The following is a 16,561-nucleotide window of genomic DNA, read 5'->3' as shown; positions in this document are numbered from 1 at the left end:
GGAACAGGCGGCCGAGGGCTACCGGGCGATGGACGGATGCCGCGCCATCAAGACCCTGCTGCGGCCGTGACATGCGCCTGACCATCGGCCCTGGTCGCCGTGGTCGGGGATGCCAAATCGTGCTCGCCCAGGACTCCGGGCGGCACCAGGCCGAGCGCCGGGTCCAGCACGTACACACGGATGTCGGAAGAACCCTTGACGGGCCGGCAACCCAGCCGTAACGATGTATTTAGATGTCTCATGGCTCGCGGCGGCGACGGCGCGTTGGGCGAGCCGCAACCAGGCACGGCACCACCACCTCCTCAACAGGCGTGATCGGCGCACGCCCCAACCACACCGTGGAAAGGACCTACCGTGCGCAGATCCCTGAGATCGTGGCTCGGCGCCGTGCTGAGCGCGGTCCTCGTGGCCGGCGGCATAGTCGCCGCGCCGCCTGCGGCCAGCGCCGCACCGTTCACCGTGCTGGTGTTCAGCAAGACCGCCGGATTCCGGCACGGCTCCATCGCCCCCGGCATCGCCGCCATCCAGCAGCTCGGCACCGCCAACGGGTTCACCGTCGAGACCACCGAGGACTCGGCCCAGTTCACCGACGCCAACCTGGCCCGGTTCGCCGCGGTGATCTGGCTGTCCACCACCGGCGACGTCCTCAACGCCACCCAGCAGGCCGCGTTCGAGCGCTACATCCGGGGCGGCGGAGGGTACGTGGGCGTGCACGCCGCCGCCGACACCGAGTACGAGTGGCCCTGGTACGGCGGTCTGGTCGGGGCGTACTTCGCCTCGCACCCGGCCAACCAGACCGCCACCATCAAGGTGGCCGACCAGGTGCACCCGTCCACCGCGACGCTGCCGCAACGCTGGACCCGGCTGGACGAGTGGTACAACTACCGCACCAACCCGCGCGGCAGCGTGCACGTGCTGGCGACGCTGGACGAGAGCACCTACTCCGGCGGCAGCATGGGGTACGACCATCCGATCTCCTGGTGCCACAACTACTCCGGCGGCCGGGCCTGGTACACCGGCCTCGGCCACACCGACGAGTCGTACGCCGAGGCGAACTTCCGTCAACACCTGCTCGGCGGGATCCTGGGCGCGGCCGGTGCGGTCGAGACCGAGTGCGGCGGCACCGTCAACACCAACTTCCAGCAGGTCGAGCTGGCCAAGGGCGTGGCCGAGACCGGCGAGCCGATGAGTCTGACCGTACTGCCGAACCGGGGCGTGCTGCACACCTCGCGCAACGGCGTCATCCGGTACACCGACGCGGCCGGCAACACCAAGGTCGCCGCCACCCTGCCGGTCTACACCGGCGACGAGGAGGGCCTGCAGGGGATCAAGGTCGATCCGAACTTCGCCACCAACCGCTGGGTGTACGTGTTCTACGCGCCACCGCTGGACACTCCCGGTGGCGGCGCGCCGGCCACCGGCACCCCGGCGGACTTCGCCCGCTGGCAGGGCGTCAACCGGCTGTCCCGGTTCACCGTCAACGCGGACCACACCATCAACCTGGCCAGCGAGACGCTGGTCCTGGACGTGCCCACCGATCGGGGGATGTGCTGCCACGTCGGTGGTGACATGGACTTCGACGCGGCCGGCAACCTGTACCTGTCGACCGGGGACGACACCAACCCGTTCGACTCCGCCGGGTTCACCCCGATCGACGAGCGACCCGGCCGCAACCCGGCCTTCGATGCCCAGCGCACCTCGGCCAACAGCAACGACCTGCGTGGCAAGGTGCTCCGGATCAGGCCGAGCGCGGCGGGCGGCTACACCATCCCGGCCGGCAACATGTTCGCCCCGGGCACCGCGCGGACCCGCCCGGAGATCTTCGCGATGGGCTTCCGCAACCCGTTCCGGATGAGCGTGGACAAGGCGACCGGCATCGTCTACCTCGGTGACTACGGCCCGGACGCGGGCACCGCCGACCCGAACCGGGGACCGGCGGGCAACGTGGAGTTCGCCCGCATCGACCGGCCCGGGTTCTACGGCTGGCCGTACTGCACCGCCCGCAACGACGCCTACAACGACTACACCTTCCCGTCCGGGCCGTCCGGGCCGAAGTTCAACTGCGCGGGCGGGCCGGTGAACGACTCGCCCAACAACACCGGCATCACCCAGCTGCCGCCGGCCATCCCGGCCTGGCTGCCCTACGGCGGATCCGGCTCTCCACCGGAGTTCACCGGAGGCGGCCTGTCCCCGATGGGCGGCCCGGTCTACCGGTACGACCCGAACAACACCTCCGCCGTGGCATTCCCGAAGTACTTCGACGGGACCTACTTCGCCGGCGAGTTCGGCCGCCGCTGGATCAAGAACATCAAGCTCGACTCGGCCGGCCAACCATTCAAGATCAACCCGTTCCCGTGGACCGGCACCCAGGTCATGGACATGGAGTTCGGCCCGGATGGCGCCCTCTACGTGCTCGACTACGGCACCGGCTGGTTCAACGGCGACGCCAACTCGGCGCTGTACCGCATCGAGTACGCCCGCGAGGGCCGGGCGCCGATCGCGGTGGTCTCGGCCACCCCGACCAGCGGCACCGCACCACTGACCGTGCAGTTCTCCTCGGCCGGAACGCTCGACCCGGACGGTGATCCGATCACCTACGCCTGGGACTTCGACAACAACGGCACCACCGACTCCACGGTGCCGAACCCCAGCCACACCTACACCACCAACGGGGTCCGCAATCCCACGCTGACCGTCCGGGACAGCACCGGCAAGACGGGCACCGCGAGCACCGTCATCACGGTCGGCAACAGCGCCCCGGTGGTCACCGTGACCGCCCCGGCGAACGGGCAGACGTTCAACTTCGGCGACGCCGTGCCGTTCACCGTCACCGTCACCGACGCCCAGGACGGCACGATCGACTGCGCCCGGGTGAAGGTCAGCTACGTCCTCGGCCACGACTCGCACGGCCACCAGATCAGCAGCACGCAGGGCTGCACCGGGGTCATCCAGACCTCGGCCGACGGCGAGCACGACACCGCGGCGAACATCTTCGGCATCATCGACGCGTCCTACACCGACCTGGGCGGGGGCGGCCAGCCGCCACTGACCACGCACGCCCAGTCGGTGCTGCAACCCCGCACCCGCCAGGCCGAGCACTTCGGCGACTCCTCCGGCATCCAGGTCACCACGCCGGGCAGCGCGCACGGCGGCGCGGCCGTCGGCTACATCGACAACAACGACTGGATCTCGTTCCACCCGTACAACCTGACCGGCATCCAGTCGTTCAGCGCCCGGGTGGGCGCCCCGGCCGGGGCCGGCGGCACGCTGGAACTGCGGGTCGACTCGCCCACCGGTCCGTTGGTCGGCTCGGCCACCGTGGTACCCACCGGCGGGTACGCCACCTTCGCCACGGTCACCGGCGCGGTCACCGCCCCGACCGGCACCCGCACCCTGTTCCTCGTCTTCAAGGGTGGCGGCGGCATGTACGACCTCGACGAGTTCACCCTCTCCACCAGCCCCGGCGGTCCCGGGCCGGATCCCGACCCCGAGCCGGGCGCCAACCTGGCGCGGGGCAAACCGGCCCGGGCCTCCAGCGTCGAGGGTGCCTTCGTCGCGGCGAACGCGTTCGACGGCGTGCTCGGCACCCGCTGGAGCAGCGAGTTCAGTGACCCGCAGTGGATCGACGTGGACCTGGGCGCCACGTATGCCATCAACCGGGTCAAGCTGACCTGGGAGGCGGCGTACGGCACCGGGTACCAGATCCAGACCTCGCCGGACGGGGTCAACTTCACCACGATCCGGACGGTGACCGGCGGCGACGGCGGTGTGGACGACCTGACCGGCCTGACCGGCACCGGCCGCTACGTCCGGCTCACCGGCACCGCCCGGGGCACCGGCTGGGGCTACTCGCTGTTCGAGTTCGAGGTGTATGGCGGTACCGGCGGTCCGACCGGGCCGCCGGGCGCCAACCTGCTGTTGAACAAGCCGACGCAGACGTCCAGTGTCGAAGGGGCCGGCATGGCCGGCGCCCAGGCGGTGGACGGTAGCCTCACCACCCGCTGGTCGAGCGAGTTCTCGGATCCGCAGTGGATCCGGGTGGACCTCGGCAGCCCGACGGCGATCGGCCGGGTCAAGCTGACCTGGGAGGCGGCGTACAGCAGCTCGTACCTCATCCAGACCTCGAACGACGGCACCACCTGGACGAACGTGCGGACGGTGACCGGCGCCGACGGCGGCGTAGACGAGCACACCGGGCTCGGTGCCAACGGCCGCTACCTGCGGATCTACGGCACCGCCCGGGGCACCGCGTGGGGCCACTCGCTCTGGGAGTTGGAGGCGTACGCGAGCTGAACCACCACCGATGACGTGGCCGGCACGGGTTCTCCCCGTGCCGGCCACGGCCGTTCTGCGCTGGAGCCGGCGGTCAGCTCACTTCTGGCAGAACGTGGTGATGCCCATGGTGCTGCGGATGCCCGCCACGACGTGCTGGCGGAAGTGGGTGTCGCCCACCAGTTCGGCGTCGGTCCAGGCCGCGACGTCGTGCCCGAGGGTGGTCAGCCAGGCCCGGCCGCCGTCGTAGTAGTGGCACCAGGAGACGAGGTGGTTCTTGCCGTGCCCGGGGTGGCCCAGGCTGCCGGTGGTGCCCTCCCGCATGGTCGCCTCGTCGACCCGCAGCAGCGGCTGCACGTGGCTCGGCTCCGGGTGGAGGTTGTACCACTCGTCCTTGAACTCCCAGGTGTTCGGGAGTGCGCTGGTGGAGGAGTCGCGCTTGGACTCGGTGTGCACGGTGGCGTTCTGGTGCCGGCCGTGGTCGTAGAAGTTCGTCCCGCCGAGCAGACCCTCGTACCACTTCCAGTGGTACTCGGTGCCGAAGGCGTTGTGGATGCCGACGAACCCGCCGCCGCCGCGGATGTACTGCATCAGCGCGGTCTGCGCGTTGTCGTCGAGGGTGTCCCGGGTGGTGCTGAGGAAGATCACGGTGTGGTACGGACGCAGCCGCCCGGCGGAGCTGAGCTGGTTGACATCCTCGGTCCAGTCGGCCGCGATGCCCACCTCGCGCAGCCAGTTCACGAGGTTGGCCTGGGCGACGTTGTTCGGTCCGAGTTCCGGGTTGAGCCCGGCGGGCAGGGCGGTGCCGAGGTGGGCGTGCCGCGGGCCGACGGTACGGGTGTAGATCAACACCCGGCCGGCCTCGTTCGGGTCGGTCCGGTTGCCCCAGTCGTTGTAGCACTTGACGCTGGTGCCCCGGCAAACGCCGTAGTCGGACACCGCCTGTAGGGCGTTCTTGGCGGTGCTGGACCCGTTGGCCGGACCGGCGGTGGCCGGTGGCATGGCGGCGGAGGAGGCGGTCAGCGCGAGGCCGAGCACGACGGCGGCGCCGAGCAGACTCATTGCGGTGCGGTGGGGGATTTTCACAGGTGCGCTCCCTTCGAGGTGGTGGGTGGCCGCCCCGGCGCGGGCGTGGCATGCCGGGGTCGGCCCGGGTGGGACACCGGGGTGCGTGCGGGGGGTCAGAACGCCTTCTTGTCGCCTGGCCGCAGGAAGCCTGAGCTGCTGTAGTAGCGCGTCACGTTGCCGCGGGCGTCGACCTCGAGGCTGTAGTGCCTGAGGAAGTCCCACAGCAGCGGGCACTCCTCGGGCATCGTGTTGTGCGACCGGTAGATGTTCTTCGTGAGCTTCAGTACCGGTATCGCGGTGTCGGGGTCCTGCCACGTCCAGGTCTGGAAGCGGTCCCGCCAGCCGCCGAACCGTCCGTCCACGTTGTCCACGTCATCCAGCCGCAGACCGTTGACCTGGAGGTGATAGCGCGCCCAGCTGTCCAGGCCGTTCTGCGTGCTGTCCCACAACCCGCCGGCGAGCGACGACAGGTCGCCGTAGCCGTAGATCTGGAGGTTGGGGATTCGCCTGCCGCTGGCCGGATACTGGACGCCGTCCATCGAGACGGTGCCCGACGAGTTCGGTGCGGCGGTGAAGGACGTCGACGCGACGGCGGCGAAGTAGTCCGGGAACGCGATGGCGAGGTTCTGGGTCACCCCGCTGCCCGCCGACTGTCCGGTGGAGTAGAACCTCGTCGGATCGACGTCGTACTGCTCGATCATGACTTCGCGCAGTTGCCGGTAGAACGTGACCGAGTCGCGGTGACTCACCGACACCGACGTGTTGCTGTACTGCTCGCAGATGATGACCAGGATGAAGCCCTCTTGTTCGGCGACCTTCCACCACTGGGTGGCGTCGAGGAACACCTTGTCCGTCTGGCTGTTGCCGGGCCACACGAACACGACCGGAGCCTTCTTGTGCCACTGGCGTTTCGCCGACTTGGGGACGTGGACGAGGTACTCCCGGACGAACCCCTCGACCACCATCGTGCGTACCTGGATGCCCAGCTTGGCGTAGTCGGCACGCTCGAAGAGCTGGTTGCCGTACGCGAAGAAGTTCTCGTACCGGGTGTACGAGGTCAGAAACTCGAGAATCCGCTTCGTCGTCTGTTTCTTCAGGCTGTCCGTCGGTCGCCTCTGGACCGCGACCTGGGAGATCGGGCCGGCGTGCGACGTCATCCACCGGTCGGACCCGCGACGCTGCGGGTAGACGGTGCCGAGCTTCCCGTCCGTGATCCCGACGTGAGTGGTGTCGTTGGCCTGCTTCCAGTAGCCGAGGCTGGCGCCGATCGACCGCTCGTTCGGGTTGATGTACCACGTCGGCAGCACGGTCTCGTCGTACCTGACGAGGTCGAAGCCCTCGGGGAGGTCGACCGTGGTGTAGCTGCCCTCGGTCGTGCCGTCGAACTCCCGCGCCGCGTAGGAGTTCAGGTAGGCCGCCCCGAGACCCGGGGAGTCGACGTAGACCTGGCTGATGACGCGGAGGGGATGCGCCACCGCCCATGCCTCCAGGGCGGGTGCTCCCGGGCCGTACCCGACGAGGTAGTGGAGGCCGAAGATCGAGAAGTAGCGGTTGGACTGGTAGAAGGCCATCGCCGCCTCCACATAACCGGCCTCCTGCGTTGCGTCGCCCCAGCCGCCGGGGCCGGGTTCGAGGACGAACAATCCCTCCTCCCGCTGGTCGGCGGTGTCGCGCCAGGACGACTTGCGCAGGAACTCGGCGGTGTCGACGCCGTCGGGAACCGCGATCACCGTGTAGTAGGAGCGGATCGGTGTCTCCGGTGAGATGTAGACCTTCGCGGTGCGGGTCACGCCGCCGATGTCGAACGACTTCGTCCAGTAGCCGGTCATCTCCTTGGGCAGCTTGTTGGCGCGGGTGTAGTCGTAGGCCGGGAACGGGCGGCCGTCGAGCGGCTGAGGCGTGCCGAGGCTGTCCGGCTTCCGTCCGCCGGGGCCGGCGTGCGCAGCCGCCGCCCTGAGTGGCTCGGCGGCCAGCGCTGCCCCGACGGCGAGGGCGGCCGTCCCCTGGAGTAGTTGACGCCGATCGATCATCTTCATGGTGGTGGCCCTTCCGCTGCAACTGATAGAGGGAGTCCTGGCGCGGCAAGAGGGGTGCCGCGCACAGATGTGTCTCCTTCGGTGCGCCCGATGACCGTGGTGTAGGCCGGCTCGGGGTGCATCGCGGACGCTAGGAGTGAGGTCCATCTAACGGACTACTCGAACTGCTAGGCAGACCTTAGCCGCAGTCGGATGGAGCGGCAAGACCTGTGACCGGCGGGTTTCGCAGCAACGTAGGCGGTCAGGCGTCCAGAAAGGTGGGAAGGATCGAGGGTGGCATCGGTCCCTTGTTCCGCCGGCCCTGGCCGGTCTCCTCCCAGGCGTGGGCCAGCAGACCTACGCTGCGGCTGAGCACGAACAGGCCCCTGGCCAGGGGCGGCGCGAAGCCCAGTTCGCCGTACACGACCGCGGTGCACCCGTCGATGTTGATGGGCACCGGGCGGGGGCGGGCGGCGGCCAGTGCCCGCTCGACGGCGGTGGCGGCCCGCAGGTAGGTGCCCTCCACCACACGCTCGGCGACGGCTTTCTCGACCAGACCGAGCAGGGCGTCACGGCGCGGATCAACGGTGTGGAACCGGTGCCCGAACCCGGGCAGGTATTTCGACCGGGCCCGCCAACGGTCGATCACCAGCGATGCCGCCCGATCGACATCGCCCTCCTCCCGTTCTGCCAGCGTGATCTCGGCAAGCAGCGCCACGCACTGCTCCCCGGCGCCGCCGTGCACGTCGCCCAGCAGGTTGACGCCGCTCGCGACCGCGTTGTTCAACCCGATCCCACAGGTCGCGGCCATCCGGGCCACCGCCACCGAGGGCGCGTGCGGACCATGGTCCACCGATGACACGAGGGCGGCCTCGAGCAGCTTCTCCGCCGCCGGGCTGGGTACGTCACCACGGAGCATCAGCCAGATCACACCCGCGAAGCTGATCCGGCCGATCAGGTCCTGGATCGGCCGCCCGCGGAACTCGATGATGTTGGGTTCGATACGGGAGACAGCGGTGGACCACCAGTCGGACACGTCCCGGACAGTCGGCTCGGCAGGTTCATCGTTCACGATGCGGTCTCCTCGTAGGGGGAAGTGTCGAACTCGGCATCGACGCGGCTGGGCGCGATCTGTCCGTTGTGCTGGCCAAGGAGTGGTGGTGGCGCCTCCGCGCGCAGCGGAGCACCGTTGACGAGTACGCCGTTGCCGCTGACCCGCAGCGTCCGGTCGGGATCGCCCGGAAACGCGAGGTCAGTGAAGAAGCCACGGTGTCGCAGCTGTTCGAGCCCGACCGCCTGCGGCACGGTCAGGATCCGTGCGCACGGAACGCCCGCCGCGGAGAGGAGGCGCTCCCACTCCAGGGCCGGACGGTGCCGCAGGGCCGCGTTGATCTCCCTGTTCAACTCCGCGCGGTGGACCTTGCGTGCCTCCCGGTCCGCGAACCGTTGGTCGGTGACGAGGTCCATCCGGTCGACCAGCCGGCACAGCGTCTCGAACTGGGTCTGTCGGTTGGCGGCGATGTTGAGCGGGCCGTCGGCGGCAGCGAAGGTCCCCGACGGTGCGGCGGTGGCGTTCTGATCGCCCATCGGCTCCGGCGGGATGCCGCTGACGAGGTAGTTGGACGCCGCCCAGCCCATGGCGGACAACGACGCCTCCAGCATGGACACGTCGAGGAAGACGCCCTTTCCGGTGTGCGCGCGGCCGGCGAGCGCCGCGCAGATCGACATCGCGGCGACCAGGCCGCCGATCGAGTCGGACACCGGAAAGCCGACCCGCAGCGGCGCCGTCTCCGGGGTGCCCGTGATGCTCATCATCCCGGCGAGGCCCTGGATGATCTGGTCGTACGCCGGTGCCTGGTTCATCGGGCCGGACTGGCCGAACCCGGAGATGGCGCAGTAGATGAGCCGTGGGTTGGCGCGGTGCAGGGTGCTCCAGTCGTAGCCGATCCGGGCGAGGACTCCGGCCCGGAAGTTCTCCAGCAGGACGTCCGCATCGTGCAGCATCTGGTCGAAGGTCGCCTGGTCGGCCGGATTCTTGAGGTCCAGCTCGATCGACTTCTTGCCGGCGTTCTGGGCCAGGAACGAGGCGCCGATGCCGGCCTGGTTGAGCGCCGGCTCGGGGCCGAGCCGGCGCGCCAGGTCGCCCTGACCCGGCTTCTCGATCTTGACGACCTCGGCGCCGAGCAGCAGCAGCTGGTAGCTGCAGTACGGTCCCGCGAGAACGTTGGTCAGGTCCAGGACCCGTACGCCGCGCAGCGGTCGGTCGTCCATGCGTTGCCCCTCGGTCGTGGTGTTGGCCTCGTGTGGCCTGGCATGTGACGGCGTCATGCTCCGGAAACAGTTTTGGCACCGGCTATTGCCAGGAGACCTTGCCGCCCGTACGTTACACGTAGTCCGCACAGCGGTCCAGAAGTGCCGCTTGATGGTTCACGTGTGAGGAGCTTCGATGCTCGACAACCTGCTCCGGGGCGGCCCGGAAGCCGTCACGGCCGGGTGTCTGGTCGCAGGCGAATGGCTGACCGAGGGGGCAACGGTCGACCGCGTCGGTCCGTGGACCCGCCGGGTCGTCAGCGCGGCGCGGCAGGCGAGTGATGACGATGTGCGCAACGCGTTGGCGTACGCGCGGCGTGGCGCCAGGGCGGTCGCCCGCATGTCGCCTGCGGCGCGGGCGGAGGTGTTGGAGCGGGCCGCCGACGCGGCTCTCGCCCGTCGTGACGATCTCGCTCGGCTTCTCGCCCTCGAACTCGGCAAACCCGTCAAGGACGGCCGAGGCGAGATCGACCGGGTGGCCGACACCTTCGTGGTGTCGGCCGCCGAGGCGCGCCGGATCGGCGGCGAGGTGCTCCCGGTCGCCGGCTGGCCCCGCGGGGTGGGTACCACCGCGTTCACCTACCGGGCCCCGGTCGGTATCACCGTCGCGATCACGCCCTTCAACGCCCCGGCGAACCTTCTCGCACACAAGCTGGCCGCCTCGTTCGCGGCGGGCAACACCACGCTGGTCAAGCCGCCGCCGCAGGCCCCGGCGGCGTCCGCCGCGATCGTCGCGCTCCTGCTCGACGCGGGCCTGCCCCCGGAGGCGGTCCAGGTCCTGCACGGCGACGGTCGGGTCGGCGGTGCCCTGTGCGCCGCGCCGGAGGTCGGGGCGATCAGCTTCACCGGCAGCGCCGCCACCGGCGCGGCGGTCGCCCGGGCCGCCGGCGCGAAGCGGCTGGTGCTGGAACTGGGCGGCAACGCGGCGACGATCGTGTGCGAGGACGCCGACGTCGCCGCGGCGGCCCGGATCTGCGCCGCGGCCGGGTACAGCAACTCGGGCCAGAGCTGCATCTCGGTGCAACGGGTCTACGTCCACCGCAGCCGCTACGACGAGTTTCTCGACAGCTTCACCCGCGAGGTGGGGAAGCTGTCGGTCGGCGACCCACTCGATCCCGCCACCGACATCGGGTCGATGGTCGACGACGAGGCGGCCGAGCGGGTCGTGGCCTGGGCCGCGGAGGCGGCGACCGCCGGGGCGACCATCACCACCGGCGGTCGCCGCGACGGTGCGACGGTGCTCCCGACGGTCGTCGCCGCGCCGCCGGCGGATGCCCGACTGGTCCGTGAGGAGGTGTTCGGGGCGGCGGTCAGCGTGCTGCCCTACGACGACTTCGACCACGTGGTGGCGGTCTGCAACGACAGCCGCTACGGCCTTCAGGCGGGCTTGTTCACCCACGACGTACGCCGGATAACGACCGCCTGGCGCGAGCTCGAGGTCGGGGGCCTCGTCGTCAACGGGTCGTCGAACTTCCGGCTCGACCACGTTCCGTTCGGCGGGGTCAAGGACTCCGGCTTCGGGCGCGAGTCGCCGCGCTGGATGATCGACGACTACACCGTGGTCAAGACGCTCCTGCTGCGCGGCATTTCACTCTTCGGTGACCAGGAAGGTACGCGATGAGCGTCAACGAGATCATCCACGCCGACACGGCGAGCGAGACGGTCACCGCCGCCGACGCCATGGTGGCCCAGCTTGAGTCGTACGGCGTCGAGTACGTCTTCGGCACCTGCGGGCACACCAACATCGCGCTGCTGGACGCCATCGGACGAAGCACCATCCAGTTCGTCATCGCCCGCCACGAACAGGCCGCCGCCCATGCGGCCGACGGCTACGCCCGCGCCACCGGTAAGCCGGGCGTCCTGCTGATGCACGTCGGCCCCGGGGTGACCAACGCCGCGACGGGCGTGCTGACCGCGGCGCTGGACTCGGTGCCGCTGGTCGCGATCACCGGCGACATCCCCTCCTATTACCACGGTCGCCACCCGCATCAGGAGGTCAACCTCCACCACGACGCCGACCAGACGGCGATCTACCGGCCGTTCGTCAAGCGGGCGTGGCAGGTGCACCGGGTGGAAGACCTTGGCCGCTACACCGAGCGCGCCTTCTGGACCGCCACCGCCGGGCGCCCCGGCGCAGTGCTGCTGAGCGTGCCGATGGACCACTTCTCGCGTCCGGTCCCGCGCGACGTCGCGACCGCCTACCCGCTCGCGGCCCAGGAACGGCCGGGTCTGCCCGCCGATGTCGCCGCGCGCATCGCCGACCTGCTGCTGGCCGCCGAGAAGCCGCTGGTCTACATCGGCGGCGGCCTGCGTCGCGGCCCGGGGCTCGACGCACTCCGCTCGCTCGTGGAACACCTGGACGTCCCGGTCGTGCACTCGTTGATGGCAAAGGGAACGCTGCCCGACACCTACCCACTTCTCCTCGGCATGCCCGGCTTCTGGGGCCTGGAGCTGACCAACGATTACACCCGCGAGGCCGATGTCGTCCTGGCGCTGGCCACCCGCTTCGCCGAGACCGACGCCAGCTCCTGGGACCGCCGATACACCTGGCAGTTCCCACCCAGCCGGCTGATCCAGATCGACCTCGATCCGGCGGAGATCGGCCGCAACTACCCGGTCACCATCGGCGCGGTCGCGGACGTGACGCATGCCGTGCAGGAGATCGACACCGCGGTCCGCGACCGGCAACCCACGCCGCGGCAGCGGCCGGGACTGCGGGAGAGCATCACCGCCACCCGGCGAAACCTCTTCCGCGACAGCCAGCAGCGGGGGACCAGCGCCAACTTCCCGCTCCGACCCGAGCGGATCCTCGCCGACCTGCGGGACGTGCTTCCGCCCGACGCGATCCTCGTCACCGACGTCGGATGGAACAAGAACGGGGTGGCTCAGTGCTATGAGCTGCCCGAGCAGGGGCGGTTCATCACGCCGGGCGGTGCCTCGACGATGGGCTTCGGGCCCGCAGCGGCCGTCGGCGTCCAGATCGCCCGGCCGGACAGCACTGTCGTGGCCCTGATCGGCGACGGCGGTATGAGCGCCCAGCTACCGGCGGTCCCGATGGCGGTCGAGCAGGGCGCCCCGGTGATCTTCGTGGTGATGAACAACCGGTCCCACGGCACCATCTCCGACTTGCAATCGGCGAGCTTCGGACGCAGCTACGGCTGTGACTTCCAGGGACCGGACGGACAGCCCTACAGCCCGGACTTCGCCGCGTTGGGCCGCGCCTGCGGCGCGGATGGGTACTCCATCGACAGCGCGGATTCCTTCCGGGAGGCGCTTCGCGCCGCCGTCGCCGCGCGCCGGCCGGCGGTGCTGGACGTTCCGATGATCAACGAACCCGTCCCGACCCCGGGCCACTGGAACATCAAGGACATCTACCAGGGGATCTTCGAGTAGCAGGCGCGGGGTCGGTGACCTCTGTGCGTGCCCGCTCCACCACCAAAGCCGCCCGTGTGGCGAGAAAGCAGGTGACCCGTATGGCACCGATCGACCGACGCGACGTGCTCAGAGGCGCCGCCGCGACAGCCGTGGCGGCGACGGCGGGGCTGACCGTCGCCGCCCCGGCTGCCGCCGCGGGCGGCAAGGGCCCCGGCGGTAAGCAGCCCACCGCCGTCGACCTGGCCCGCTTCGACACCCCGGGGGACAAGGACTTCCCCAAGGTCGGCGGCAACCTCGGCAACCAGAACTACACCTCGTTGCGCAGCATCGACCGGGGTAACGTGCGCCGGCTGCGCGGCGCCTGGGTCAACCGCATCGAGGGCGGCCTCGCCAGCGGCAACAGCCAGAGCACCGCCGTTGCCGTCGACGGAGTGCTCTACATCGAGTCGGCCATCGGCAACCTGTTCGCCGTCGACGGCGTCACCGGCCAGACCAAGTGGCGCTACGACCAGACCCGCGGCTCGGTGACTCGGCGCGGCGTCGCCGTCGGCGGCGGCTACGTCTACACCAAGTCCAACGACAACTACGTCGTCGCCCTCGACCAGCAGACCGGCCAGGTCGCCTGGGAACGCCAGATCAACGGGTACGGCAACATCGAGAAGGTCGCCGTCGTCTACCACGACGGTCTGCTCTTCTGCGGCACCAACGACGGCCCGCGCGGGGCCGCCCTCGCGCTCGACGCCCGCAACGGCGACGTCCTCTGGCACTTTTGGGGCACCCCGGGCCCGGGTGAGTTCGGCAACGACACCTGGGAGGGCGACTCCTGGATGCAGGGCGGGGCGACCCCCTGGATCCATCCGGCCGTCGATCCCGAACTCGGCCTGACCTACTGGACGTTCGGCAACGCCCGGGGCAACAACTCCTCCCAGGACGGCTCCCGGCGCGGCGGCATGAATCTCTTCGCCAACTCGATCGTCGCGCTCGACATGCGTACCGGTGCCTACCGCTGGCACTTCCAGTCGGTGCACCACGACATCTGGGACATGGACAACGTGATGTCCCCGGTGCTCGCCGACGTCCGGATCAAGGGACGCCAGCACAAGGTGGTCATCTACGGCAGCAAGTCCGGCATGTTCTTCATCCTGGACCGGGTCAACGGGACCGCGCCGCTGGGCATCGTCGAGCGGCCGGTGCCACAGGAGCCACGGCAGAAGACCTGGCCGACCCAGCCCTTCCCGCTGCAAGGCGGCTGGACCGAACTACGCGTGGTGGACCAGCCGCTTGGTACCTCCGTTCCGGGTGACCCCAACCGTGCCGTCCCCAACTACGAGCAGGGCGCGCTCTACGACCCGCACTGGGACGTACCGATCCTGTCGATCCCGGGGCACGGCGGCGGGGCCGACTGGTCGCACATGTCGTTCAGCCACCGCAGCGGCCTGGTCTACACCGGCTACGGGTACGTGGCCGCCGCGCACTCACTCACCGAGAGCAGCAACGGGTTGCGGCCCCCAGGCGAGTACCAGACCGGCGGCGTCGTCGCCGTCGACGTGAGCACCAACAAGGTGAAGTGGAAGCAGCGCATGCCGTACTCGCTGGCCCACGGCAACGGCATCCTCAGCACCGCCAGCGATCTGCTGTTCATCGGCCAGCCGGACGGCAACCTGCTCGCCCTGGACGCGCGCAACGGCCGCGAGGTGTGGCGCTTCCAGACCGGCGCCGCGATCAGTTCGAGCCCGATCATGTACCGGGTCGGCGACAAGGAGTACCTGGCCGTCTACGCCGGCGGCACCAGCATTCCCTACGGAAACTCCGCGCCACGCGGTGACTTCCTCTGGGCGTTCGAGATCGGGGGAGCCGTCGGCCCCGCGCCCACCCCGCCGCCGCCGGTGATCCGCCGGCCGGTCTCCGGCGGACCGGTCGAAGGCTCGGCCGTGGCGAACACGGTCGTGATCGGCCGGACGTACAACGCGAGCAACGGCACGATCGGCACGACCGAGTCGTTCGCCGTGGCCGGTATGGCGCCGACCCACCTGCGGGTGCCGGTCGGTACGACGGTCACCTTCACCAACCATCCCGACAACGCCGGCGAGCGCGGGGTGACCCAGTTCTTCGAAGGTCTCTTCGACGTCCGGCTCGAGCCCGGCGAGTCCTTCCAGTACACGTTCACCCGCACCGGCGAGTACTTCTTCAACGATCCGGGCAGCCCGCGTTCTACCGGCAAGATCGAGGTCTACTGACCGTGGTCCGGCCGGCGTGGCTCGCCGCGCCGGCCGGACGCCCGATGGTGGGCGGCGACGTGACCTGGGAGCTGAGCCGAGTCGACCTCACGCTCAGGTCCGCCAGGCGGATTGAAGGGGCCATAACTGCCGCGCGACGGCTGCGGAGCTTCAAGTCAGGGGGGCCACCGCCATGCCAGACCAGTTGTCCATCCTCAACGGTCCGAACCTCAACATGCTTGGTCGGCGCGAGCCGCGCATTTACGGGCACGTCACCCTTGAACAGGTGGAGTCGAGATGCCATGAACTGGCCAAGGAACTCGGTTTCGACCTCTTCTTCGGGCAATCCAACTGCGAAGGGCAACTCGTCGAATGGGTGCATCGGGCGTATGACGAGTCGGCGTCGGTCATCATCAACCCAGCCGGCCTCTCGACGCGTTCGGTCGTTCTGCTCGACGCGCTCCGCATGCTTCGGCGGCCAATCGTCGAGGTTCACCTCACGAATGTCTTCAGTCGTGAGGCCGTGTACCACCACGAGCTGTTGACGGCGCGCGCCGCCGGCGGCTTCATCGCCGGATTCGGTGTCGCCGGCTACGAACTGGCGATGCGCGGTCTGAAGGCGGTCAACGCCGAGACGAGTTGAGCGCCGGATCCGGGTGGCGACCGTCGAGTTTGGTGCCCGCTGCGGATGACCAGCCGGTTACCGACTCTTGACTTTGTTGGCTGCGGATGGCTAACTAACGTACCAGTTCGTATAACAGCGGTTACAAGCCTGTCCTCGCTGGTCACCCGCCACGCGACTGCCGTCGAGGGCTGGCGGACTCGGGCGCGGCCCTGCTGCCCGGCCTGAGCGATGTCCGGCAACCAGCGCGGTCTCCTCGGCGCTGGTGACCCGCGTGTCACGGTCAATGCGCTGGGAGGTGGTCGACCGTGCGCGACCCGCGTACACCGATAGGGCCTTCCTGGCGGGATGGTGTGGCCGCACTCGCCGCGGCGCCGGCTGGATATCTTGACCACGGCCGACACCACGCGGTCCTCCGCGAGCGACGGTTCCAGCTTCGGCGCGCGGGGTGACCGGTGGGCTCGGCGCGAACGTTGACACGGTTGAGCGGTCCGGGTGCTCCGGCGGGCGTGGTCGCCTCGGGCACCGGCGCTTTCCGGGACCTTTCAGGCCCGGGGTTGCCCACTGCGGCGGGCCGTGACCACGTGGCCGCGGGCCGCGAGTGGTCAGCCGGCGCCGAACGGGTGGGCGAAGCCCTGCTCCGACATCTCGCGCGCGATCCGCTTCAGGTCGGCGGCGAACTC

General features: G+C 69.7%; 9 protein-coding genes. 5 read left to right on the top strand and 4 right to left on the bottom strand.

What is annotated here, in order from left to right:
• The first annotated feature begins 354 nt into the window (after nt 1–354).
• Nucleotides 355–4,293: a ThuA domain-containing protein gene (locus tag AB0M52_RS15490; RefSeq protein WP_363953653.1), complete on the top strand. Its 3,939-nt coding sequence runs from the start codon at nt 355–357 to the stop codon at nt 4,291–4,293.
• A gap of 78 nt (nt 4,294–4,371) precedes the next feature.
• Here the strand turns inward: AB0M52_RS15490 and AB0M52_RS15485 are convergent, their stop codons facing one another.
• From AB0M52_RS15485 to AB0M52_RS15470, 4 genes are all read right to left on the bottom strand, one after another.
• A complete protein-coding gene (locus AB0M52_RS15485; protein ID WP_363953651.1) occupies nt 4,372–5,358 on the bottom strand; it encodes a ThuA domain-containing protein in 987 nt (328 codons plus the stop codon).
• A gap of 95 nt (nt 5,359–5,453) precedes the next feature.
• On the bottom strand, nt 5,454–7,376 hold the full coding sequence (locus AB0M52_RS15480; RefSeq protein WP_363953649.1) for a PHB depolymerase family esterase: 1,923 nt from the start codon (nt 7,374–7,376) through the stop codon (nt 5,454–5,456).
• Between the two features lie 241 nt (nt 7,377–7,617).
• On the bottom strand, nt 7,618–8,427 hold the full coding sequence (locus AB0M52_RS15475) for a citryl-CoA lyase (protein WP_363953647.1): 810 nt from the start codon (nt 8,425–8,427) through the stop codon (nt 7,618–7,620).
• The gene (locus AB0M52_RS15470; RefSeq protein ID WP_363953645.1) at nt 8,424–9,626 is read right to left on the bottom strand and encodes a CoA transferase; all 1,203 of its coding nucleotides are present in this window, start codon (nt 9,624–9,626) and stop codon (nt 8,424–8,426) included. Before AB0M52_RS15470 ends, AB0M52_RS15475 begins: the two co-directional genes overlap by 4 nt.
• A 175-nt stretch (nt 9,627–9,801) precedes the next feature.
• Here AB0M52_RS15470 and AB0M52_RS15465 point away from each other — a divergent pair, with 175 nt between their 5' ends.
• The 4 genes from AB0M52_RS15465 to AB0M52_RS15450 all read left to right on the top strand — a co-directional run bounded on the left by AB0M52_RS15465 (nt 9,802) and on the right by AB0M52_RS15450 (nt 15,899).
• Nucleotides 9,802–11,286: an aldehyde dehydrogenase family protein gene (locus tag AB0M52_RS15465; protein WP_363953643.1), complete on the top strand. Its 1,485-nt coding sequence runs from the start codon at nt 9,802–9,804 to the stop codon at nt 11,284–11,286.
• Nucleotides 11,283–13,058 (top strand): thiamine pyrophosphate-binding protein, encoded by a 1,776-nt coding sequence (locus AB0M52_RS15460; RefSeq protein WP_363953641.1) that lies wholly within the window; start codon nt 11,283–11,285, stop codon nt 13,056–13,058. The genes AB0M52_RS15465 and AB0M52_RS15460 overlap by 4 nt, the downstream gene beginning before the upstream one ends.
• Before the next feature lie 80 nt (nt 13,059–13,138).
• Nucleotides 13,139–15,277, top strand: coding sequence for a PQQ-binding-like beta-propeller repeat protein (locus AB0M52_RS15455; RefSeq protein WP_363953639.1), 2,139 nt, complete (start codon nt 13,139–13,141; stop codon nt 15,275–15,277).
• A 172-nt stretch (nt 15,278–15,449) separates the two neighbouring features.
• The gene (locus AB0M52_RS15450; RefSeq protein WP_363953637.1) at nt 15,450–15,899 is read left to right on the top strand and encodes a type II 3-dehydroquinate dehydratase; all 450 of its coding nucleotides are present in this window, start codon (nt 15,450–15,452) and stop codon (nt 15,897–15,899) included.
• The last annotated feature ends 662 nt before the right edge of the window (nt 15,900–16,561 follow it).

It is taken from the genome of Micromonospora sp. NPDC051296 (genome assembly GCF_040682255.1).
In the GTDB taxonomy this organism is placed as follows: Bacteria; Actinomycetota; Actinomycetes; order Mycobacteriales; family Micromonosporaceae; genus Micromonospora; species Micromonospora craterilacus.
The sequence above is the reverse complement of the archived record's forward strand: the minus strand, read 5'-3'. Positions and strand labels throughout refer to the sequence as shown.